This is a genomic window from Stenotrophomonas africana (assembly GCF_013004645.1).
Taxonomy (GTDB): Bacteria; Pseudomonadota; Gammaproteobacteria; order Xanthomonadales; family Xanthomonadaceae; genus Stenotrophomonas; species Stenotrophomonas africana.
The window spans coordinates 142609-163502 of sequence record NZ_JABEME010000007.1; the positions used below are offsets into that span (position 1 = coordinate 142609).

The 20894-nt window shown below is 64.3% G+C and carries 23 protein-coding genes; 16 read left to right on the forward strand and 7 right to left on the reverse strand.

All coding sequences use genetic code 11. The features are described from left to right. Window positions 1-78: 78 nt before the first annotated feature. The 9 genes from HLA98_RS21380 to HLA98_RS13795 all read left to right on the forward strand — a co-directional run bounded on the left by HLA98_RS21380 (window position 79) and on the right by HLA98_RS13795 (window position 7401). A complete protein-coding gene (locus HLA98_RS21380) occupies window positions 79-546 on the forward strand; it encodes a DUF4189 domain-containing protein (RefSeq protein ID WP_080392954.1) in 468 nt (155 codons plus the stop codon). Between the two features lie 232 nt (window positions 547-778). Continuing rightward, window positions 779-1171, forward strand: coding sequence for a DUF4189 domain-containing protein (locus HLA98_RS13760; RefSeq protein ID WP_265340564.1), 393 nt, complete (start codon window positions 779-781; stop codon window positions 1169-1171). A gap of 230 nt (window positions 1172-1401) precedes the next feature. Next, window positions 1402-1824 carry a DUF4189 domain-containing protein gene (locus HLA98_RS13765; protein WP_232015510.1) on the forward strand — a complete coding sequence of 141 codons (423 nt, stop codon included), beginning with the start codon at window positions 1402-1404 and terminating at the stop codon, window positions 1822-1824. 511 nt (window positions 1825-2335) lie between these two features. Continuing rightward, entirely contained in the window at window positions 2336-2560 is a 225-nt protein-coding gene (locus HLA98_RS21275) for a DUF4189 domain-containing protein (protein ID WP_232015567.1), read from the forward strand. A gap of 121 nt (window positions 2561-2681) precedes the next feature. Further along, window positions 2682-3251 (forward strand): DUF4189 domain-containing protein, encoded by a 570-nt coding sequence (locus HLA98_RS21385; protein ID WP_265340563.1) that lies wholly within the window; start codon window positions 2682-2684, stop codon window positions 3249-3251. Window positions 3252-3508: 257 nt separating this feature from the next. After that, window positions 3509-3859 carry a DUF4189 domain-containing protein gene (locus HLA98_RS21465; RefSeq protein WP_425480870.1) on the forward strand — a complete coding sequence of 117 codons (351 nt, stop codon included), beginning with the start codon at window positions 3509-3511 and terminating at the stop codon, window positions 3857-3859. Between the two features lie 584 nt (window positions 3860-4443). Beyond that, the gene (locus HLA98_RS13785) at window positions 4444-4980 is read left to right on the forward strand and encodes a hypothetical protein (protein ID WP_049455020.1); all 537 of its coding nucleotides are present in this window, start codon (window positions 4444-4446) and stop codon (window positions 4978-4980) included. Window positions 4981-5037: 57 nt separating this feature from the next. Then, complete coding sequence (locus HLA98_RS13790) at window positions 5038-6045, forward strand: XVIPCD domain-containing protein (RefSeq protein WP_057501883.1); 1008 nt, start codon at window positions 5038-5040, stop codon at window positions 6043-6045. A 99-nt stretch (window positions 6046-6144) separates the two neighbouring features. After that, window positions 6145-7401, forward strand: a complete 1257-nt coding sequence (locus HLA98_RS13795) for a hypothetical protein (RefSeq protein WP_232015512.1) — start codon at window positions 6145-6147, stop codon at window positions 7399-7401. Window positions 7402-7450: 49 nt separating this feature from the next. Here the strand turns inward: HLA98_RS13795 and HLA98_RS13800 are convergent, their stop codons facing one another. The 3 genes from HLA98_RS13800 to HLA98_RS13810 are packed head-to-tail and all read right to left on the reverse strand — an operon-like array spanning window position 7451 to window position 10123. After that, window positions 7451-8776 carry an XVIPCD domain-containing protein gene (locus HLA98_RS13800; RefSeq protein WP_057501877.1) on the reverse strand — a complete coding sequence of 442 codons (1326 nt, stop codon included), beginning with the start codon at window positions 8774-8776 and terminating at the stop codon, window positions 7451-7453. Further along, entirely contained in the window at window positions 8773-9426 is a 654-nt protein-coding gene (locus HLA98_RS13805; RefSeq protein ID WP_057501876.1) for a hypothetical protein, read from the reverse strand. Before HLA98_RS13805 ends, HLA98_RS13800 begins: the two co-directional genes overlap by 4 nt. Window positions 9427-9466: 40 nt before the next feature. Beyond that, on the reverse strand, window positions 9467-10123 hold the full coding sequence (locus tag HLA98_RS13810; RefSeq protein WP_375516116.1) for a hypothetical protein: 657 nt from the start codon (window positions 10121-10123) through the stop codon (window positions 9467-9469). A 274-nt stretch (window positions 10124-10397) separates the two neighbouring features. On the opposite strand from HLA98_RS13810, the gene HLA98_RS13815 reads away from it, so the two are divergent. After that, on the forward strand, window positions 10398-10904 hold the full coding sequence (locus HLA98_RS13815; RefSeq protein ID WP_057501874.1) for a GNAT family N-acetyltransferase: 507 nt from the start codon (window positions 10398-10400) through the stop codon (window positions 10902-10904). Window positions 10905-11030: 126 nt separating this feature from the next. On the opposite strand, the gene HLA98_RS13820 is transcribed toward HLA98_RS13815, so the two are convergent. Both HLA98_RS13820 and HLA98_RS13825 read right to left on the reverse strand, forming a co-directional pair. After that, on the reverse strand, window positions 11031-11468 hold the full coding sequence (locus HLA98_RS13820; RefSeq protein WP_057501881.1) for an acetyltransferase: 438 nt from the start codon (window positions 11466-11468) through the stop codon (window positions 11031-11033). Between the two features lie 68 nt (window positions 11469-11536). Continuing rightward, a complete protein-coding gene (locus HLA98_RS13825; RefSeq protein ID WP_057501873.1) occupies window positions 11537-12304 on the reverse strand; it encodes an NAD(P)H-dependent oxidoreductase in 768 nt (255 codons plus the stop codon). A gap of 78 nt (window positions 12305-12382) precedes the next feature. Here HLA98_RS13825 and HLA98_RS13830 point away from each other — a divergent pair, with 78 nt between their 5' ends. The 5 genes from HLA98_RS13830 (at window position 12383) to HLA98_RS13850 (ending at window position 16244) form a co-directional block, all read left to right on the forward strand. Beyond that, window positions 12383-12742, forward strand: coding sequence for a winged helix-turn-helix transcriptional regulator (locus tag HLA98_RS13830; protein WP_057501872.1), 360 nt, complete (start codon window positions 12383-12385; stop codon window positions 12740-12742). A gap of 75 nt (window positions 12743-12817) precedes the next feature. After that, on the forward strand, window positions 12818-13342 hold the full coding sequence (tadA, locus tag HLA98_RS13835) for a tRNA adenosine(34) deaminase TadA (RefSeq protein WP_057501871.1): 525 nt from the start codon (window positions 12818-12820) through the stop codon (window positions 13340-13342). A gap of 75 nt (window positions 13343-13417) precedes the next feature. Further along, window positions 13418-13990 carry an oligoribonuclease gene (gene orn / locus HLA98_RS13840; protein ID WP_043402905.1) on the forward strand — a complete coding sequence of 191 codons (573 nt, stop codon included), beginning with the start codon at window positions 13418-13420 and terminating at the stop codon, window positions 13988-13990. A 123-nt stretch (window positions 13991-14113) separates the two neighbouring features. After that, window positions 14114-14989: an EcsC family protein gene (locus HLA98_RS13845; RefSeq protein WP_057501870.1), complete on the forward strand. Its 876-nt coding sequence runs from the start codon at window positions 14114-14116 to the stop codon at window positions 14987-14989. Window positions 14990-15128: 139 nt separating this feature from the next. Next, window positions 15129-16244 carry an alkene reductase gene (locus HLA98_RS13850; RefSeq protein ID WP_057501869.1) on the forward strand — a complete coding sequence of 372 codons (1116 nt, stop codon included), beginning with the start codon at window positions 15129-15131 and terminating at the stop codon, window positions 16242-16244. Window positions 16245-16326: 82 nt separating this feature from the next. Here HLA98_RS13850 and HLA98_RS13855 read toward each other — a convergent pair whose 3' ends face one another. Beyond that, complete coding sequence (locus HLA98_RS13855) at window positions 16327-17220, reverse strand: mechanosensitive ion channel family protein (RefSeq protein WP_049444642.1); 894 nt, start codon at window positions 17218-17220, stop codon at window positions 16327-16329. Between the two features lie 154 nt (window positions 17221-17374). Next, window positions 17375-19753 carry a phosphoenolpyruvate synthase gene (gene ppsA, locus HLA98_RS13860; protein ID WP_057501868.1) on the reverse strand — a complete coding sequence of 793 codons (2379 nt, stop codon included), beginning with the start codon at window positions 19751-19753 and terminating at the stop codon, window positions 17375-17377. A 144-nt stretch (window positions 19754-19897) separates the two neighbouring features. On the opposite strand from ppsA, the gene ppsR reads away from it, so the two are divergent. Beyond that, window positions 19898-20719, forward strand: a complete 822-nt coding sequence (gene ppsR, locus HLA98_RS13865; protein ID WP_049444639.1) for a posphoenolpyruvate synthetase regulatory kinase/phosphorylase PpsR — start codon at window positions 19898-19900, stop codon at window positions 20717-20719. Window positions 20720-20894: the final 175 nt, after the last annotated feature.

A 20894-nucleotide genomic window follows, 5' to 3' on the forward strand; every position in this document is an offset into this window, starting at 1 on the left:
TCCCACCGTTGCGGATATCTAATGCGATTTACATTTGGCCTACTTGTTTTGGTGACTTCATGCTGGTCCTCAACGGTCATGGCTGAAGGCAACTGCCCGTCTGGTTTCTACCCAATTGGTGGGCAGGGTGTCAGTGGGTGCGCTCCGATCCCCGGTGCGGGCAGCGTCTCTTCCCAGCAACAGTTGCCGTCACCCCCACCGCAGCCTACAGGGCGTTGGCATAAGACCTGGGGTGCCGTTGCCATGGGTGAAAAGGGGGATACGGGAGTTGCAAAGCAGAAGTACTCCCGTGAAGAGGCTGAGCAGGAAGCGCTAAGTCAATGTGCGACCTGGGGTGCGCGAAACTGCGTGGTCAAGATCTCGTATGAGAACCAGTGTGTGGCGATTGCGTCTCCCACGGCCTCACAGACCGGCGCCCATATAGCGCGTGATGGCAGTATTGCCAAGGCCGGTGCTGTGGCGCTCTCGGGTTGCAAGAAGCAGGGAGGTGTCGGGTGTAAAGTTATGTACTCCGAGTGCAGCGATCCCATCTTTGAGAGGTTCTAGAAGTCCTCCTGTCGCTGCGAATTTTCTTTGGGGCATGCCAACCTGGTTGTGGTTGCTGCACGAGTTGCATTGACGCAATCGGATTTCGTGAGAGCTCGGATGCAGGCTTTGGAGCTGTGCACCTTGGGCGGCCATAGCCTCGCGCGGCACAGGAGCACTGATGTGAGATGCGTTGTACCGTTGTCCCTAATGGCGTCTCGCGACCGGGCGATGGATTAAGACCTGGGGCGCGATAGCCGGGGCAGCAAGCACCGGTGATTTGGAGGCGTCGGTAGGCCAGAGAACAAAGCGGGAAGCGATATCGGATGCGCTGGAACGCTGCGGGAAATATGGCGCGAAAGACTGCAAGATCGATACGAGCAACAAGAATCAGTGTGTGGCATATGCTGACACTGCCCCGGGCAGTAAGGGCATAGTCTCCATCTCGGTCGCGGGCTCCGAGGAGGATACGGCGAGTCGCGTTCTGGACTATTGCGCCAGAAATGGCGGAGGACAGTGCAAGGTGTTGTATTCAGACTGTTCGGAACCTGTTTTTGAGTCCTTCGAGCTGAGTCATTTCGGGGTATTCGTGGGTTCGCCGACTCGCCCGGGTCGCAGGGCAACAGTGAGGCTTTCGTTTTGCTGAGTCTTGGCTGACGCACGTATTCATCCTTATGAGCCGTGGTGCAAAAGAGAATTGAGGCTGAGCCCGCGTTTTGTGGCTACGCTTCGGCCCGTCTTACAGGTGAGGGTTTTCATGCGATCTGCTCTCTTTAGCCTGCTGTCTCTGGCAATAGCTGCAGCTTCAGCTTCCTCTGCACGTGCAGAAGGCGGAGTCTGTCCTCCCGGTTACTACCCCGTGGGGGACAAGGGGCAATGGGATGCGCACCAATTCCCGGCGCGTCGTCTGGTGGCGCCGCCCAGCAGTCTCCACCTCCTCCTCCGCAACCTACGGGTGAGTGGATCAAGACCTGGGGTGGAATTGCGGTATCCGCCAGCACTTCCGATGCCGGCGTTTCTACGGGGCACCGGTCAAAGAAGGAGGCGGAACGCAAAGCCGTCTCAGAATGTGCTGCCAGTGGAGCAAGCGATTGCAAGGTCAGCATGACCTATTTCAATCAGTGCGTTTCCTGGGTCATCCCGAGCGGAAGGACTGGAAATGGCTTGTCAGGAATTGGCACGGGTCCTACTCCTGGTGATGCCGAGCGGGCTGCTCAGGGAGTCTGCAAGAATGATAAGCCGGGAGCCTGTGCTCCTGTGTATGCAAATTGTACCGAGCCCTTGTTCAGGAAGTACTGAAACGGCCGTGCTCGGGATGATTTGCATTGACGCGTATCCCTATTTGTTTGTTGCAATTTGCGTGCACGGCGGTTTGGCTCCTAGAAGCCTCGGGCGCGGCTGCGCTGCTGCAGCTGAGAATGAGGCCGACCCGTGACCGCTCAATTTTGCACGGCGGCGTGTGCAAGGACGTTATGATCTTCCAAGGACATGGCTAGCTTGATGGCATCTCGGAGGGCAGCGGCGGGCACGTCTTTGGCCCATTCCTGTTCTGTGCATGGACGCCAATCGCAATGGCTGAAGGGAACTGCCCTTCGGGTTTCTACCCTGTAGGAGGGCAGGGTGTGCAAGGTTGTGCTCCGATTCCCGGTGCTGGAACTGGAGGGCAGCGGCAGGTCGGTATACAGGCAAGCCATCCCACGGGCCGGTGGCACAAAACGTGGGGCGCTATTGCGACAGGCGGACAAGGCGATACTGGTGTGTCCAAGCAGAAGCTCAGCAAGAGAAGCCCAAAAGGAAGCTCTTTCCCAGTGTGCCACTGGGGGGGGCAACGAACTGCCAAGTCAAGTTGACCTACCACAATCAGTGCGTTGCTATTGCCTCGCCTCAGGCCTCGCAGACCGGTGCGTTCTTCGCGAGCGCGGCTGAAGTTGGAGACGCGAAAGAGGACGCGATGGCTGGCTGCGGAAAGAAGGGAGGAGTGCAATGCAAGGTCATGTATTCAGCGTGTAGTGATCCTGTTTTCGAGCAGTTCTGACCCAGTTGTACCGGCTGGGTGGAATGGTTGGTCATGTGGCAGCTGTCGTGTCGCAATGCCAAGGTGGGGAAGGCACACGGCAGCTGGCTGCAGGCCGTTGACTGGGCTGCAATTTTCACGGATGAGAGCAGGAGTGAGAGCAGTGGGTAGATTCTTTCTTGTGGTCACGCTGCTGATAGCCCCTTTCTCCGCTCTGGCGGAGGGGAGGTGTCCCCCTGGGCAGTACCCTGTTGGTGGGCAGGGCGTCGGCGGGTGTGCGCCTATTCCTGGCGGAAGCAGCTCTCCCTCCACTGGATCTTCTGCGCCGGTTCCCGCCGGAAAATGGGAGACGCGCTGGGGAGCCATCGCTGAGGACAAAAAACCAGCAACTGGTGGCTTGATGGCAACCGGTGCTTCCGTATCCCAGAAATCGAAGCGAGCTGCGGAAGCGGCGGCGATCGACGGATGTGTCCGGCGAGGAGGAAGCAAGTGTGAGATTCGTTTGAGCTATCACGATCAATGCGCCGCGATCGCCGATCCGTCGCCCCGCTCGGGCGGAAAGGCTGCCGGAAATTCAATCGTTGCCAGTGCTGAAACACTTGACGAAGCTCAATCGCTCGCGTTTAAGGAATGCGCCTCTGTGAATGATGGGGGAGCGTGTGAAGTGGCCTACTCGGCCTGCAGCATGTCGGAATTCAGGGCGTATCGCTGATCGCCAGGCTCTGCATGACGGCTATCAGCAGGTATTCATGCTGCACTGGAAGGTGGCGTTACTCGGGCCGCATCTGCTATGGCTGTGACTTTGTTCCGAGGAGTCTGGGAGACTTCATGCATGTTCGCAGATGGCTGGAAACTGAGTTCGGGCGTGGCTGTGTGGTCATGACTGGTCGATTGATGCAAGCGGTCATCGCAGCAATGTTCTTTCTAGCATTCTCATCCGCAAGTGCGGAAGGGAACTGCCCTCCCGGTATGTATCCGATTGGAGGGCAGGGAGTACAGGGCTGCGCGCCAATTCCAGGAGCCAGTTCTGGGGGCAGCGCTACGATTCCTACTCCTCCGCCCAGACCATTGGGTGAATGGGTTAAGACCTGGGGCGCACTCGCTGGCTCATCCAGCGGTTCGGAGGGCGGCGCGTCTGTGGGCGAACCCAGTGAGCGTACTGCGAAGAGGGTCGCGATTTCGAATTGCGAGAAGAACGGTGGACGTTGCAGGATCGAGTTCACCTACCAGAATCAATGTGTGGCTGCTGTCACCTCGGAACTGGCATCCACCGGTACCCAGTACGCCAGTTCGGGGACCGTGGAGAGCGCCGGGGAGTAGGCCATGCGTGACTGTCAGGTAGCAGGCGGGGCGCATTGCAGGATGATCTACTCGGCATGTTCCGCGCCGGTCTTCCGCAAGTATTGAAAGTGTGTCCAGGCGGCGTCCGGATGCTTGGTGGCTTTAGGGGAGCGTATGTTGGTGCAGGCCGGTACACCACCGTCACTACCTTCACGCGATTTGCTCGGCAGTCAGAGGTACATGGCCGCGTCGTCTATTCCGAATGCTCCTTGCCCGTCTTCCGGAAGTATTGATAAGGCGTCAGATAGGTCAGCAGAGCCAATCCCGCTTTTATGTGATCAAGTCCGCTTTTCGCTCCGTTCCCCCTTCGACGACTGAGGGCTCCTCGAAGTAAGCTGCGTGCGCGTCAAAATTCCGGCGCATCGGTGCCATCGAGCGCAGGAGCTTTCCCGTCCATGAGGACGCTGACGACCCGCGGTGCGGGTGACGCACACCCACAACACCACCACCGCAGGGCCGGGGCTATCATCCGCTCTGGCGGACACCGGGGCCTGCGGCGCATTGCGCGGTGTCCCGGCCGGCGCACGGGTACTGGCAAGACGGGATTGAAGGAGTGGCAGCGGATGCAGAAGGGGAGCGGCACGAACATGGACAATGCGTTGGCGTTCGTGCCGTCCGGCGCGAACCTGCTGGAAGCCGTGCGCGGTGATCTGACCGGCAATGGCATCGACGACCAGTTGCTGGTGATCGATCAGCCCGCCCCCGATGGCCTGGTGCCGGGCGAGCACGGTCCCAACCGGGTGCTGTTGTTGCTGCTGGGCGATGCTGCCGGCCGATGGCAGCTGGCGGCGCGCAACGACAAGCTGGTGCCATGCTCTACCCGCGGCGGCATTGCCGGTGATCCCTTCGCCTACGTGACGATCGAGGATGGCGCGTTCAGCGTGATCACCAACGGCGGCAGCCGCGAGCGATGGAGCAGCACCTACACGTTCCGCTACGCGCCGTCCGAGCAGGTCTGTTGGGTCCATGGCGTGCAGCGCAGGGTGGTCGACACCGAGACCGAGGCAACCCACACCCGTGACTTCTCGGCGGCCGAGCTGGGCAGGGTACGGTTTGAGGACTTTGACCCGTCCGTGGTTGCCGACGTGAGCTTGCCTTGAGTGCCGCGCCTGTGAGGAGGCAGGAGGACCCCACGATGATCGAGCAGGAGTTTGACCGTGTCGCAGGATAGAGAGTCGCAATTGTTGCGACAGGCCACGGAGGCCGGCATCACCTCGTCCCGGGAACTGGCCAACTTCATGGCGCAGGCCGGGCACGAGTCGCGTGGCCTGAGCAGGCTCAATGAAAGCTTCAACTTCACCCGGGGCATCTCGCAGATCCCGGTCGAGGCCGCGTGGCGTAATGGCAATGGTGCGCTGGAGAGTGCCCGCCAAGAGGCGTTGCGCGGTCGCCCGGAGAACCTGGCCGAGCTGATGTACGGCGGGCGGATGGGCAATGACGCACCGGGCGACGCGCTGAAGTATCACGGCCGCGGCTATCTGCCGCTGGTCGGCAAGGAGAACTACGAGCGTGCCGGCAAGGCGCTGGACCTGGACCTTGTGAACCATCCCGAACTGGCTGCGCAGCCCGAGCACGCCGGCCGCATCGCGGTCTGGCAATGGCAGACACGCGTGCCGGAGGCGGCACGCGAGGATGTGCGCGAGGCCACGCGTGCGATCAATGGCGCACTCAATGGCATCGAGGCCCGCCAGCAGCGCTTCGAGGTCTGGCAGCAGAAGCTGACGCCGGACGTGATGGCGCGGCTGGATAGGGGCGAAGTCGGTGCGCCGGCGCAGCAGCCCGGTGCACGGGACATGTCGCAGCCGGGCGAGCCGGGACACGTCCTGTTCCAGGACGCACGCCAACACCTGCAGCAGATGGGGCCGCAGAGCGGGCTGCGCAGTGCGCAGGAACTGGACAATGCGGCCGGCGCACTGGCGCTGAGTGCACAGAAGGCGGGGATGTCGCGCATTGACCATCTGCTGGCGGGCAACGACGGACGCACGTTGTTTGCAGTGCAGGGCACGTTGGGTGATCCGGCGATGCTGCGCGCGTCCATAGACGGGGAACAGGCCGCCCAGCAGCCGTTGGCGCAAAGCAGCCAGCAGGTGGCGGCCAGTGTTTCGCAACAGGATCAGGCAGCTTCGGTTGCCCGTGAGCAGGAGCAGCGCTCGCGCTCAATATGATTCAAGGGGGCGCTTGCGGGGTGGAGGCCCGCAGGCGCTGGACGCACGACGCGTGGCGCTTATCGGCGCCGATAGGGAAACCCAACGTAAGGACACCACATGCGAACCGTACTTCCAGTGTTCCAGCACGCCGTTGCCAGCTTCGCGTCTGTCCGGCCGAGCCCGTCGCCAGTCTGGCTCCTGTCATTGAGTCTGGTGGCTTCATTGGCGCAGGCCCAGGACGCGCCACCACCGCTGCCGCAGGCTCCGCCGTTGACCGAGCTGGCAGCAGCGCCCGCGTTGGCCGCACCGACGGTGGTTGATGCCGCCGGAGTGCCGGATGCACCGGCTCCGGTGGCTCAGGCGTCGGCGATGCGCTCTCCTGCACCCGCTGCGGCGCAGGAACTGGCCCCTGCATCCGAGCCAACCCAGACCCAAGCGGCAGCGCCCACGTCCGCGCCGTCTGCGGCGCCCGAATCACCCGCCGTGGTGCGCGCCCCCAATCCGCCGACGCCTCCCGCACTCGCCATCGTGCCGTTGCCGCCGGAACAGGCCACCGAGCGCGCGCTCGGCGCCCGCTGCCCGGTGGATCTGGCCGGTCGCCTGGCGGCCCAGGGCGACCTGCTGATCGGTGCCTGCGAGGGGCAGATGCCGGCGCACCTGGCGGCCGTGCTGGTGGCACTTCCCGAGCAGGACATTCACCTGCCGCGCAGCTGGCGCGAGCGTGAGGTGCGCCAGAAGGTGTGGTTCAAGGCGGTGCCGGGCTTTGGCCAGCGTCCGGACTTCATTGCGCGGATGGGGGATATCTGGGTGCGTTCGCTGGAGGGCCGTGACGCCGAAAGCACGTTCTATCTGGTCTCGGCGCCTTTCCTCTGCAGCAATCCGGCGGCCGGGACCACAGTGCAGTTGCAGGAGCCGGTGCGCCTGCCGGCCGGTGAGTGCCGCGAAGCTTACATCGCTCAGCGCGTATACCAGGTGCGCGGCGATGCCGCGCCGAGGGATGTAACGGCCGAGGTCATGCCGGCCATGCCACCGTTGACGGAAGCCGATCGTGCGCGCCAGCTGGCTCGCGAAGGCAGGATCACGCTGGATCACAGCAAGCTGCAGTTCGGCCCGGCCATGCGCTGGTTCGTGCAATATCCGGAGACAGCCCAGAAGGGCGGTCCACGCGCCTACGGTGATTGGAACCGCGAGCACATCGCGTTCGTGGTTTGGACGGGGGATCGCTTCGAGCTGCGTGAGAAGGTCGCGCGGGCGCAGTGGCCCTGTGACCCGGTAGCGCCGGGCGATCACGCCTGTGGCGGCTTCCCGGATTCCGGGCCGGATCTGTTCGTGACCGCCAGTACGTCTGCACCGGTCGCGGCCACCAGCCCCTGAGGCACGGTGCTGAAGCGGGAGCCGGATTGACCGGCTCCCGCGCTGTTCATCAGGCCTGCATGCTGCGGGTCTGGTTCTGCTGTTGTTCCAGTTGCTGATCGCGGTCCTGTGCCAGGCGCTGTCCCGCGGCTTGCTGATCAATCCGCTGGCTGCTCTGCTCCAGCGGCGTGTTCATCGCCACCGCCGTATCCACCGACACGCGCAGGTGTGCCGGGTCGCCGCCCTGGCCCTGCACCGCGAAGCTGCGTGAGGCGTCGGCATTCATCACCACCTCGTCGATGCGCTTGCCGCCTGCAGCGTGCATCTCCGCCGCCAAGCTACCGGCCAACTGCGTGCTCATCACATCCGGCACGCGGCCGACGCGAACGTCCTGCGCATGCACGCCACGGATCGCATCGTTGAACAATGGGTTGCCCAGGTGGTTGGCATCGTCCATGCGCAGCATGCTGGTGTGATGGCCGTTCTTCTCCGCCTCGCGGCGTGCCGGTTCACCGGGCTGCAGCGGGCCGCGGATGTGGTCGTACAGATCGATGGCGCCGCCCGGGATGCCCCGTGCCGCGCGGGTGACGCCGCGACGCAGTGACTCGACGTCATCGCGGTACTCCTCGATCATCTTGGCGTTGTCTTTTGCCAGCTTCTGGGTTTCCGGATGTTTCAGCACCGAGCCTTCGTCGAGGAAGTTGCCCAGTTTGTGCGCGCCGAACGAGCTGGTCGCCGCAATGATCGGCCGGTCCGGAATCAGATCACGCAGGGCGTGATTGCTGAAGCCGTTTGCCGCGAGCGTCTTGATCTCGTCGGGCTTGGCATAGATGCGGACCTGGCCGAAATGCGGCGAGGCGGCGCTGACCGGATCGGACGCCGTGACGTGATTGATCATGGTGTTGCCGCCTTCCGGAATGCGGTAGCTGAGGCTGACCGCGCCATAGGCGTTGAAGGTCTCGCCCTTGACGTTGAAATGGTGCGAGGTGATCTGGGCCAAGGCGCCGCCGAGGGAGTGGCCTGTGACGGTGACCTGAGGCGCGCGGCCTCCAAATGCAGCTTCCTGCTTCGCATAGTCCAGCGCGCTTTTGGTCAGGGCGATGGCATCGGGGGCCTGCACGTTGGTGCGGGCAACGACCATGCCTCCGTCGGTGAGGATTGCATCACGAGCAATCTGTTCGGTGCCGCGATGAGCGACGACGATCTCGTTGGTGTCGGTGCGTTGGTAAATGGTGCCTTGGTAGCCGTTGAGTCGATTGTCGACATGCTCAAGTACTTTGTACTCGTGTCCGTTGAGCGTGACTTTCTCTTCCTGACCCGGAGCCCGTCGCCCGACTGCACGATCCTTATAGGCGTCATCGGAAAGTGCGGCGTAGTCCTGAGAGGTGATGGTCATTGGGTGACCTCACTGGCGCTGAGGCTCATGGTGAACAGCTTGCCCTGCAGCTCGGCGACGTAGTCTGCAGGATTGGTCTTGCCCGTGGCCGGATAGTTGGCAGCAAGCGGTGCCCGCGGATAGGCCGCGTCCGGGTAGTAGAGCGTATGCGCGCTACCTTCGGTCAGTGGCTTGGCCTCGACGAAGGTCAGGAAGCGCGTTTCGCCTTCGGCACCCGTCGCCTTCAGCATTGCCCCGGCACCGGTGAACTCCCACTTGCAGACGCCACGACCGTAGTAGTCTTCATCCAGCATGCGGTCCACATACAGCGTGCCGCGGTACTCACCCTCAGCGACCTTGCGCAGCTCCACCGGCTCCTGGCTGGTGATGCGTGCGGCGGTACCGGTGGCTGGTTCGATGTGGCCGCACTGGTCTTCGTTGGTGACGTCGTACTGCGCTACGCCTTCGACCACTGCGAAATCACCGGGGGCATCCTTCAGGCGCAGCACCAGTTCATAGGCCTTGCGCGGGCTGGGGTTGAGCTTGGCGAGGCCACGCCCACCCTGGGCGACATCGGCTTCAGCAGCGGCACGTTCCTGGTTCATGGCGGTCTCCGGATTGCAGGCGGTCAATAGAAGCAGAGCAAGGCACGGGATCATCTTGTGGCGCAATGTCGGCCTCCTTGGGGGTAGGGATGGTTGAACTGGCAGCTCATGGCGCGAGTTTCTGCACAGTGGTGGTGGTTGAGAACAGCGCGTTGCGCAGATCTTCGCTGTACCCCGACGGATCTTCCTCGCCACTGGCGCCAAAGTTGGCGACAGTGGCGGCGCGCGGATAGATAAGGTTTGGGTAATAGAGCGTAAGAGGTGAGTCGCTCTCCATGCGCTCCTTGTCGATGAACGTCAGGAATCGCGTATCCGCCTTGCCGTTCGTGGCGCGCAACATCGCACCGACACCTGTCAGCGACCAATGGCAGACGCCACGCCCGTAGTAGTCCTCGTCCTGCATGCGGTCGAGGTAGAACGTGCCGCGGTACTCGTTCTCACCGACCTTGCGCAGCGTGACGAGCTCCTGGCTGGTAATACGGCTGGCGGTACCGGTCGCCCTCAGGACCCGGCCGCAGTCCTTGTGGTTGCTGACGTCGTACTGGGCAACGCCCTCGACGACCGCGAAGGGACCAGGGGCATCCTTCAGTGTCAGTACCAGCTCGTAGCCCTGCTGCGGTGACGGGTTGAGCTTGGCCAGGCCGCGTCCACCTGCGGCAACGTCACGCTCTGCGTCCGCGTAGGGCGAGCAGGCCGTCAGTGCCAGCAAGAGGCCCATCGGTACCAGATGGCGTCCCTTGCGTGTCGGCATGGCTACATCCATGGCGGCATCCTGCATCGTGCGTCCGTGTCCATATATCCTTCCCTGGTGACAGGTTTATCGATTATGGAGTGTTCTGGAAACCCGACGCCAGCGACGGCAGGGCGTCTGCGACGGAATTTTGACGCATTCAGCGTTCGGTGGTGTCGCCGAATCGATTGCGGCACGGGCGATTCGAGGTTCGCGGGGCGATTGCGCCTCGCGCTCGACATTTCGCCGCCAATTTGTGACAAAGGTCGCAAATTCACCCAGCGCTCACGCAAGCGAACATTACGCCATGAACTACACCATCCGTGCCGAAGCCATTGATGATCATGCCACCCTCCGTGCGCTCACCGAGGCCGCATTCTGGGATGCTGCGCACAGCAGCCATACCGAGCAGTTCATCGTCGACGCCCTGCGCGCCCGTGGGGAGCTGAGCGTTTCGCTGGTGGCCGAGATGGACGGCAAGGTGATCGGCCATGTGGCGGTGTCGCCGGTGACGATCAGCGATGGCAGCATGGGCTGGTTCGGCCTGGGCCCGATTTCGGTATTGCCCGCGTGGCAGGGGCAGGGCATCGGTGCGGTCCTGATGCGCGCCGCACTCGAAGCACTGCGTCAGCAGGGTGCGCATGGCTGCGTGGTGCTGGGTGAGCCGGCCTATTACGGTCGTTTCGGCTTCCGCGCCGAGTCGGGCCTGGTGCTGCCGGGTGTGCCGGCGGAGTACTTCCAGGCGCTGTGCCTGCGGCCGCCGATGGCGCAGGGCGAGGTGAGCTATTCCATGGCCTTCGAAGCCACCGCCTGAGCATGCGGAAGATCAGGGCGCACGCCAGACGGTGGGCTCGGGTTGCGGCTTCGGAATGCGGTAGCCGCCGATGTGCTCAAGTGAACTGACGGCGTCACGCCCGCACCTGGCTCCTACCGAGAGATGTCAGCCGTTGTACCGGAGATGGATCAGCGGATACGGACGTCCCTGCGAATCGAGCGGCGAGCGTCCGGTTTCGACGAAGCCCATGCGTCGGTAGAAGCCCACTGCCTGCGCGTTCTGCGCATTGACGTCGGTGCTCAGCTGCGGATGCAGGGACAGCGCATGCTGCAGAAGTTGGCGACCAATCCCGGTGCCACGCACGTCCGGATCGATGAACAGCGCTTCCATGTGCGTGCCATCGATCAGCATGAAGCCCAGCGGCCGATCCTGCGCATCCACAGCAACGGTCAACGGCGCGTGCGGCAGGAAACCGGCGACTTCGGCATCGATCGCCTGGCGGTCTTCAGTGCTGAGGAAGTCGTGGGTGGCGTCGACGGCGCGGCGCCAGAGGTCGACAAGGGCGACGCCGTCGTCGGCGCGCGAGGGGCGCAGGGTGGTCATATGTTCACCAAGGTGCTTGACAGGAATGCGCAGTATGGAGCTTTCCGGCCGCGCCTGCAGGTGCGGGTTCATCCCGCGTTGCGATGGCGGATGAAGGGACTGTAGGCAGTGGCTTGCGCGCGAAGGACCCCGCCATCCTCGAAGTCACCGCTGTCGTTGAAGGGCACGGTCGGCCACTGCCGCCAATGCGTCAGTCGCCCGCGGTAGGAAAGGGTGGCTGCAACCAGCGCTTTGTCGTGGGCCTGTACGCGTTCCGCCGCAAGCCCTGATCGCACGCCGTGCACCACATGCGGCTCCATCACCTCGAAGCCGACGTAGCGCAGGCTGTACATCAACGGCCACAGCAACAGCCGGGTATCGCCTTCGCGGCCATCGACCGCGCACGCCCGTGCCGACGAACCGGTTGTCACGCTCAGCAACGCACGCTTGCCCTGCATCACGCCATGTTCGTGGCGCTGACGGCTGTTGTACATCGGCCCATAGACCATCACGCGGTCCAGCCAACCCTTGAGGATGGCCGGCGCCGTGAACCACCACAGTGGGAATTGCAGGATCACCAGATCCGCAGCCCGCAGCAGGTGCAGGTGACGTTGCACATCGGCGGGCAGCTGGTCGTGTTCGGCGCTGTAGCGTTGTTCGCGCTGGGCATCGAAGCGCTCGGGCTGCAGGCGCCGTGGATGGTGCCAGGCCGCTTCCAGCGGATCGAAGCCTTCCGCATACAGGTCGGCCACGTCCACCTGCAGGTTCTCATGCCGCAGCTGCTCGGCGGCCTGCGCGGCCAGGTAGGCGTTGAAGGAGCGGGGTTCGGGATGGGCAAGCAGGATCAGGGCGCGCATGGGGCGAGGTGTTCGAGGAGTGTGCGACCATCCTCGCGGCGCCGGCATGCACCGGCAATTACGCACCTTGAGGTAACCATGGCCTTTCCCGGAGATGTCTATGCCGCCGACTGCTCGGCGCGCGATGCGCTGGCGCTGATCTCCGGCAAGTGGGTGATGCTGCTGTTGCCGGCGTTGGCGCAGGGCCCGCAACGCAACGGTGCGCTGCTGCGGAAGATCGAAGGCATCTCGCAGAAGGTGTTGACCCAGACCCTGCGGCAGCTGGAGCGCAATGGCCTGGTCGAGCGGTGTGATCTGGGCAGCAAACCACTGCATGTGGAGTACCACCTGACCGAGGTCGCGCGCGGCCTGGTCGAGACGCTGTCCGCTCTGGATCGTTGGGCCGAGCACAACTTCCCGGCGCTGGATGCCGCCCGCGAGCGCTTCGACGCGCGCTAGCGGCGCCTGCACGGCCGCGGGCGTACAATGCGGCCCCGGCGGCCATCCTGGCCCTGTACTCACGCGAGAACCGCCATGACCGATGCCCTGGGTGTGCCGGTGCACGACACCGATGAACGCTGGATGCGCCACGCGCTGGCGCTGGCCGAGCGCGCGCAGCGCGAGTTCGACGAAATTCCGGTAGGAGCCGTGCTGGTGGGGGCCGATGGGCAGCTGCTGGGCGAGGGCTGGAACCTCAACATCGCCTCGCACGACCCCAGCGCACACGCCGAGATCGTGGCCATGCGGGCCGGCGGAAAGTTGCTGGCCAATCATCGCCTGCTTGGCAGCACGCTCTATGTGACCCTGGAGCCGTGTGCGATGTGTGCAATGGCAATCGTGCATGCACGTGTCTCGCGCCTGGTCTACGGCGCCAGCGACCCCAAGACCGGTGCCTGCGGTAGCGTGTTCGACCTCATTGGCGACGCCCGCCACAACCACCGCGTCGAGATTCACGGCGGGGTGCTGGCCAAGGAAGCCAGTACGCGCCTGACCAATTATTTCCGCGCCAAGCGTGGCAAGCCGCCGCTGTTGTTGGAAGACCACGCCGGCGAGGGCTGAGGGGCGAAAGGGTATGATGGGCGCTTCTTTCCCTTACCGGTAGGCCGCGCGCCTGCCCAGCAACGAGGCGACACAATGGCGGACACCGGCGCGGCCAACGAGCGACTGATCTGGATCGACCTGGAAATGACCGGGTTGGATACCGATAACGATTCGATCATCGAGATCGCCACGGTGGTGACCGATGCCCAGCTCAATGTGCTGGCCGAGGGCCCGGAATTCGCCATCCATCATCCGCTGGAAACGCTGGAAGCGATGGACGAGTGGAACCGCAACCAGCACCGCCGTTCGGGCCTGTGGCAGCGCGTGGTGGACAGTACCACCACGCTGGCCCAGGCCGAGGCGCAGACCGTGAACTTCCTGGCGCAGTGGATCCCGGCTGGCCTGTCGCCGATGTGCGGCAACTCGATCTGCCAGGACCGTCGCTTCCTGCACCGCCAGATGCCGCGTCTGGAGAAGTACTTCCACTACCGCAACCTGGACGTGTCCACGGTGAAGGAACTGGCCAAGCGCTGGGCGCCGACCGTGGCTGCCGGCGTCGGCAAGAACAGCAACCACACCGCACTGAGCGATGTGCACGATTCGATCGCCGAGCTGCGCCATTACCGCCAGTTCATGGGCGCGCTTTCGGGGCTTTCGACGCCTTGATCGGTAGTGCCGGCCGATGGCCGGCAAGGCTTGGGTCGGATCCCTTTCCAGCGGAAAGGGCTCTGACCCCTCTGTCGTGCCCCGCGACGAACCGTTCAACTCCCTGGCGCTAAGATCGGCGCCATGAACGAGCCCATCCTGCTCCCCCGCGACATCGCCCATGACGCCCGTGACTGGTCCGACCTGCAGCGGGCGGTGGCCCTGCTGGAAGCGCCGACCCTGACCGCGCGCATGGCCAATCTGGTCGGCACGCCGCTGGAGTTCGCGGTGAAGGCGCTGCCCAGCTCGGTCTCCAACCGCATCCACGGTGCGGTGCAGGCAGCGCTGAGCAAATCGGCGCAGGCCGCGCTGTGGAGCATGGACAACACCCCCGGCAAGGGGGCGTCCACCCGCTGGCACAAACTGGCGGCGGCCACCTCGGGCGCGGTCGGCGGGGCGTTTGGCTTCGCAGCCTTGTTCATCGAACTGCCGGTGTCGACCACCATCATGATGCGTGCGGTGGCCGACGTGGCCCGCAGCGAGGGGTTCGACCTGTCCGAGTTCAGCACCCGTCAGGCGTGCCTGGAGGTGTTCGCGCTGGGTGGCAACTCGCCGCGCGATGACGCCAGTGAGACCGGCTATTACCTGGCCCGCGGCTTCACCACTGATGTAATGCGCCATCTGTCGGCTGAACTGGCCGGGCGTGTGGTGACCGGCCGTGACCTGACCCTGGGCGTGGCGCCTAAGGAGGCCGGCAAGCTGCTGGCGAAGATGGTGGAGAAGGTGGCGGCGCGCTTCGGCGTGGTGGTCACCGAAAAATTTGCTGCACAGGCGGTACCAATCGTCGGTGCTGCCGCCGGTGCAACACTGAATACCATGTTCACCGACTACTACCAGGACATGGCGCGCGGCCACTTCATCGTGCGCCGGCTGGAGTTGAAGTACGGGGAAGATGTGGTGCGCACCTGCTATGACCGCGTGGCGCATGGCGCGGTCAAGATCGAGCCAAGGCTGGAGTAGCGCCACGCCACGCGTGGATGAGCCCTTGTACCGGGTGATCCTTGCCTTGGGGGAACAATTGTTTTGCCAGTGCATGCCTGTTGCGTGGCGGCCGGCATCCCCATCCTTTGCGGCACTCCCCCCGCAAGAGATTGCCGCCATGATGTTCACCCCCCACCGCCTGGGCGCGCTGGCGCTGCCCAATCGCATCGTGATGCCGCCGATGACCCGCTCGCGTGCCGCCGACGGCAACGTCGCCACCGCGGAAATGGCCGCCTACTACGCGCAACGCGCCAGTGCCGGCCTGATCGTCAGCGAAGGCACGCAGATCAGCCAACAGGGCCAGGGCTACGCCTGGACCCCGGGCATCCACAGCGCCGAACAGGTGCAGGGTTGGCGGCAGGTGACCGATGCGGTGCACGCCGCCGGTGGCCGCATCTACGCCCAGCTGTGGCACGTCGGCCGTGTCTCGCATGTGGCGCTGCAGCCCGATGGCGCGGCGCCGGTGTCTTCCTCGGCATTGCTGGCCGAAGGCGTGAAGGTGTTCGTCGACCCGACAGGGGCGGGCCCCGAAGCCGGTGTGGGCGAGATGATCCAGCATTCGATGCCGCGCGCGCTGCGCGAGGACGAGATTCCGGGCATCGTCGCCGATTACGCGCAGGCTGCGCGCAATGCGCTGGCCGCAGGATTTGATGGTGTGGAACTGCACGGCGCCAACGGCTACCTGATCAACCAGTTCATCGACTCACAGGCCAACCAGCGCACCGATCGTTACGGTGGTTCGCTGCAGAACCGTCTGCGCTTCCTGCGCGAGGTCGTGCAGGCGGTGGTCGCGGTAGCCGGTGGTGATCGCGTGGGCGTGCGCCTGGCGCCGCTGACTACGCTGCAGGGTGCGGTGGACGATACGCCGCAGGCGACCTATCTGGCCGCAGCGCACCTGCTCGGCGAGATGGGTGTGGGCTACCTGCACATCGCCGAGGCCGACTGGGACGATGCACCACCGATGCCGGTGGCATTCAAGCAGGCGCTGCGCATGGGCTACCCGGGCACGCTGATCTACGCCGGCAAGTACACCGCCGAGCGCGCCGAGCAGGCACTGGCCGAAGGCTGGGCTGACCTGATCGGCTTCGGTCGCCCCTTCATCGCCAACCCGGACCTGCCGGAGCGCCTGCGCCTGGGGGCGGAACTGAATCCGCCGGATCGGGCGACGTTCTTTGGCGGCGGTGCGGTTGGGTTTACCGATTACCCGACGCTGGAAGAGAGCGTCGCGGCCTGATCCTGGAGGCCGCTGGCCGGCATTTCAATGTCGTATCGCCGATGGGTGGGTGCCGACCGTTGGTCGGCACTACCGGCATGTATCAGGGCTTGTCGCGCACCAGCGCGTCAGCTTCTACCACCCCACCATCCTTGCCATGCAGGTACAGGTGCATGTCCTGCTGCGGATACGGGATGTTGATGCCCGCCTTGTCATAGCCCAGCTTCAGCTGCTCCAGCAGCGTGACCTTGGTGCCGAACCAGTCGGCCGACTTCACGTAGCAGCGGATGCCCAGGTTGATTGCATGCGCACCCAGCTCGTACACCACCACGTCCGGTGCTGGCGTCTGCAGCACGCGTGGGTCGGCCTTCATCAGTGCCAGCGCGGTATCGCGTGCCAGCTGGATGTTGTCCTCGTAGCCGATGCCAATCACCAGTTCGACGCGGCGCGTCGGCTCGGCAGTCAGGTTGATGATCGGCGCGGCGGTGATCAGCGTGTTCGGAATGGTGGTGTGCTGGTTGTCGGCACCGGTCAGAACGGTCTGGAAGATGCGCACTTCGCGCACCGTGCCGGTCTGCCCGGCCACGGTGACCACATCGCCCACGCGGAACGGTCGCAGCGTCACCAGCATCACGCCCGAGGCGATGTTGGACAGCGAATCCTTCAATGCCAGGCCAACAGCGAGGCCAGCGGTGCCGAGCACGGCCAGCAGCGGGGTGATCTGCACGCCCAGCGTCCCAATGGCCAGCACCACCACGATCACCAGCGATGCGGCATACACCACGTTGCGCAGGAAGCTGCCGAGCATCGGGTCCACACCCATGCGCGCCGTAGCGCGCGGCATCGCGTTGGACAGGCGTCGTGCCACCCACAGGCCCACAAGCAGCACCACAATCGCGGCCAGCAACGGTACGCCATAGGTTTCCAGCAGGCGTTCCCAGTCGAGTGAATGGAGCCAAGGGGTTGCGGCGGGGGCGGGCGTTGCGGCGGCGATCATGCGGGAGTTCCTTTGCTGCTGCGGGACGGGCGCGAGGTGCGCGTGGCGTGTGCGGACGCCAGAAACAGCAAGCCCCGCAGAGGCGGGGCTTGCGTGCAGCAGCAGTATCAGCTGACGTCGATGAACATGACGTCAGCCTGCGGCCATCATGGCATCAGCCGTTGGCCTTCAGCTTGGCCAGGCGCAGCCAGGTATCGACCACGGTGTCCGGGTTCAGCGACACCGACTCGATGCCTTCCTGCATCAGCCATTCGGCCAGATCCGGATGATCGGACGGGCCCTGGCCGCAGATGCCAACGTACTTGCCCTTGGCACGTGCTGCCTTGATCGCCATCGACAGCAGCTTCTTCACCGCCGGGTTACGCTCGTCGAACAGGTGCGCGACGATCGACGAGTCGCGGTCCAGGCCCAGGCTCAGCTGGGTCAGGTCGTTGGAGCCGATCGAGAAGCCGTCGAAGATCTCCAGGAACTCATCGGCGAGCAGTGCGTTGGACGGCACTTCGCACATCATGATGATCTTCAGGCCGTTCTCGCCCTGCTTCAGGCCGTTCTGTTCCAGCACCTCGACGACCTTGCGGCCTTCTTCCAGGGTGCGCACGAACGGAATCATGACCCACAGGTTGTCCAGGCCCATTTCGTTGCGCACGCGCAGCACGGCCTTGCACTCCAGCGCGAAGGCGGCCGAGAAGCTCGGGTCGACGTAACGGCTGGCGCCGCGGAAGCCGATCATCGGGTTCTCTTCGTGCGGCTCGTAGTTGCTGCCGCCGATCAGGTTGGCGTACTCGTTGGACTTGAAATCCGACAGGCGCACGATCACGGCATTCGGTGCGACCGAGGCGGTGAGGGTGGCGATGCCTTCGGCCAGGCGGTCGACGTAGAAGCCGACCGGATCGGAATAGCCGGCGATCTTCTCGTCGATCTTCTTCTTGGTTGCCGCGTCCTGGCGGTCGTATTCCAGCAGCGCGTTCGGGTGGATGCCGATGTGGCTGGCGATGATCATTTCCAGGCGGGCCAGGCCGATGCCGGCGTTCGGCAGCTGGCCGAAGTCGAAGGCACGTTCCGGGTTGGCCACGTTCATCATGATCTTCAGCGGCGCCGGCGGCATGTTGCCCAGATCAGTGGTGGTGCGCTCGAAGCCGAGCTTGCCTTCGTAGATGAAGCCGGTATCGCCTTCAGCGCAGCTGACGGTGACCAGCTGGCCATCTTCGATGACCTTGGTGGCGTTGCCCGAACCGACTACGGCCGGCACGCCCAACTCGCGCGCGATGATCGCGGCGTGGCAGGTACGGCCGCCACGGTTGGTGACGATGGCCGAGGCGCGCTTCATCACCGGCTCCCAATCGGGATCGGTCATGTCGGCGATCAGCACGTCGCCCGGCTGCACGCGGTTCATGTCGTCCAGCGTCTTCACTACGCGGGCCACACCCGAGCCGATCTTGGCGCCGACGGCACGGCCTTCGGCCAGCACGTTGCCGCCCTTTTCGGTCAGCGCGAAGCGCTCGATCTGGGTGGCGTGGCTGCGCGACTTCACTGTTTCCGGGCGCGCCTGCACGATGAACAGCTTGCCGCTGACACCGTCCTTGGCCCACTCGATGTCCATCGGGCGGCCGTAGTGCTTCTCGATGACCAGCGCCTGCTTGGACAGCTCCTGCACGTCCTCGTCGCTGATCGAGAAGGTGTTGCGCAGTTCGGCCGGGGTATCTTCGATCCTGACGCGCTCACCCGGGACATCCGAGTACACCATGCGGATCGCCTTGCTGCCGAGCGAGCGGCGCAGGATCGCCGGCTTGCCGGCCTGCAGGGTGGGCTTGTAGACGTAGTACTCGTCGGGGTTGACCGCGCCCTGCACGACCATTTCGCCCAGGCCGAAGGACGAGGTGACGAACACCACGTCACGGAAGCCGGACTCGGTGTCCAGGGTGAACAGCACGCCGGAGGAACCGACGCCCGAACGCACCATCAGCTGCACGCCGGCGGACAGGAACACGTCCTCATGCTTGAAGCCGTGGTGCACGCGGTAGGCAATGGCGCGGTCGTTGTACAGCGAGGCGAACACTTCCTTGACCTTGTGCACGACATCGTCGGCACCGGTGACGTTGAGGAAGGTTTCCTGCTGGCCGGCGAAGGAGGCATCGGGCAGATCCTCGGCGGTAGCCGACGAACGCACGGCCACGGCCACGTCGCCGCCACCGTTTTCGGCGCTCAGCTTTGCGTAGGCAGTGCGGATGTCCTGGTCCAACTGCGGCTGCAGCGGAGCATCGATGACCCAGCCGCGGATTTCCTTGCCCGCTGCGGTCAGCGCGTTGACGTCTTCGACGTCCAGCGTGGCCAGCTTGTCGAAGATGCGCTTGGACAGGTCGTTGTGCGCGATGAAGTCCTTGAAGGCTTCAGCGGTGGTGGCATAACCGCCCGGCACCGAAACGCCCAGACCGGCCAGGTTGCCGATCATCTCGCCCAGGGACGAATTCTTGCCGCCTACGCGGGCCAGATCGGCCAGACGCAGTTCGTGCAACCACAGGATGTTCTCGTTCAAGCGCGATGCTCCGTTTGGCCATCGCCCGAGGCGGGCTGAGTGGCCGCGTCCGTAGGAAGAAGCCGATATGATGCCGGGCAGAGCACCGTCGGCACAAGCTTGTGCTGACGGCCTTTTTAAGCTTCGTAGGGGGTAAAAGCGCGCATGTCGACCATCCGTCCGGTGTTCTACGTTTCCGATGGAACCGGTATCACCGCTGAAACCATTGGGCATAGCCTGCTGACCCAGTTCTCCGGATTCAGCTTCATTACCGACCGCATGTCGTTTGTCGACGACCCCGAAAAAGCGCGTGAAGCCTGCGCCCGGATCCAGGCGGCGGGGGAGCGGTACCAGGTCCGGCCGATCGTGGTGAACTCCTGCGTGGACCAGAGCCTGAGCCTGATCCTGGCCGACAGCGGGGCGCTGATGCTGGACGTGTTCGCACCGTTCATCGAGCCGCTGGAGCGTGAACTGGCCAGCCCGCGCCTTGCCCGGGTTGGCCAGGCCCACGGCATGGTGGACTTCGACACCTACCACCGCCGCATCAATGCGATGAACTTCGCCCTGACCCATGACGACGGCATCGCGGTGAACTACGACGATGCCGACGTGATCCTGGTGGCGGTTTCGCGCGCCGGCAAAACGCCGACCTGCATCTACCTGGCCCTGCATTACGGGGTGCGCGCGGCCAACTACCCGCTGACCGACGAGGATCTGGAAAGCGACCGCCTGCCGCCGCGCCTGCGTGCCTACCGGCGCAAGCTGTTCGGCCTGACCATCGACCCGGACCGCCTGCAGCAGATCCGCCAGGAGCGCCGCCCGAACTCGCGCTACGCCAACCTGGACACCTGCAAGCGTGAGGTGGCCGCGGCCGAGGTGATGTTCCAGATGGAGCGGATTCCGACCCTGAGCACCACCCACACCTCGATCGAGGAGATTTCCAGCAAGGTGCTGGCCACGCTGGGGCTGCAGCGCGAGCTGTATTGATCCTTTCCGGCGCGCCGCACTTCGTGCTGTAGAGCCGAGCCCACGCTCGGCTGGGCCGCCGGGTTCTTCCCGAACAGCAGCCGAGCATGGGCTCGGCTCTACAGGGGGGTCGTCGTCGTCGGGTTGGCTGTGGCTCGAGGCGCCCCCACGTTGAAGCACCAACGTGTAGGATCGA

Bases quoted from the DNA above. Each gene is read 5' to 3' on its own strand.
- HLA98_RS21380 (WP_080392954.1), top strand. From the start codon at position 79: ATGGCTGAAGGCAACTGCCCGTCTGGTTTCTACCCAATTGGTGGGCAG.
- HLA98_RS13765 (WP_232015510.1), top strand. From the start codon at position 1,402: ATGGGATGCGCACCAATTCCCGGCGCGTCGTCTGGTGGCGCCGCCCAG.
- HLA98_RS21385 (WP_265340563.1), top strand. From the start codon at position 2,682: ATGAGAGCAGGAGTGAGAGCAGTGGGTAGATTCTTTCTTGTGGTCACG.
- HLA98_RS21465 (WP_425480870.1), top strand. From the start codon at position 3,509: ATGTATCCGATTGGAGGGCAGGGAGTACAGGGCTGCGCGCCAATTCCA.
- HLA98_RS13785 (WP_049455020.1), top strand. From the start codon at position 4,444: ATGCAGAAGGGGAGCGGCACGAACATGGACAATGCGTTGGCGTTCGTG.
- HLA98_RS13795 (WP_232015512.1), top strand. From the start codon at position 6,145: ATGCGAACCGTACTTCCAGTGTTCCAGCACGCCGTTGCCAGCTTCGCG.
- HLA98_RS13800 (WP_057501877.1), bottom strand. From the start codon at position 8,776: ATGACCATCACCTCTCAGGACTACGCCGCACTTTCCGATGACGCCTAT.
- HLA98_RS13810 (WP_375516116.1), bottom strand. From the start codon at position 10,123: ATGGATGTAGCCATGCCGACACGCAAGGGACGCCATCTGGTACCGATG.
- HLA98_RS13815 (WP_057501874.1), top strand. From the start codon at position 10,398: ATGAACTACACCATCCGTGCCGAAGCCATTGATGATCATGCCACCCTC.
- HLA98_RS13820 (WP_057501881.1), bottom strand. From the start codon at position 11,468: ATGACCACCCTGCGCCCCTCGCGCGCCGACGACGGCGTCGCCCTTGTC.
- HLA98_RS13825 (WP_057501873.1), bottom strand. From the start codon at position 12,304: ATGCGCGCCCTGATCCTGCTTGCCCATCCCGAACCCCGCTCCTTCAAC.
- HLA98_RS13830 (WP_057501872.1), top strand. From the start codon at position 12,383: ATGGCCTTTCCCGGAGATGTCTATGCCGCCGACTGCTCGGCGCGCGAT.
- tadA (WP_057501871.1), top strand. From the start codon at position 12,818: ATGACCGATGCCCTGGGTGTGCCGGTGCACGACACCGATGAACGCTGG.
- orn (WP_043402905.1), top strand. From the start codon at position 13,418: ATGGCGGACACCGGCGCGGCCAACGAGCGACTGATCTGGATCGACCTG.
- HLA98_RS13845 (WP_057501870.1), top strand. From the start codon at position 14,114: ATGAACGAGCCCATCCTGCTCCCCCGCGACATCGCCCATGACGCCCGT.
- HLA98_RS13850 (WP_057501869.1), top strand. From the start codon at position 15,129: ATGATGTTCACCCCCCACCGCCTGGGCGCGCTGGCGCTGCCCAATCGC.
- HLA98_RS13855 (WP_049444642.1), bottom strand. From the start codon at position 17,220: ATGATCGCCGCCGCAACGCCCGCCCCCGCCGCAACCCCTTGGCTCCAT.
- ppsR (WP_049444639.1), top strand. From the start codon at position 19,898: ATGTCGACCATCCGTCCGGTGTTCTACGTTTCCGATGGAACCGGTATC.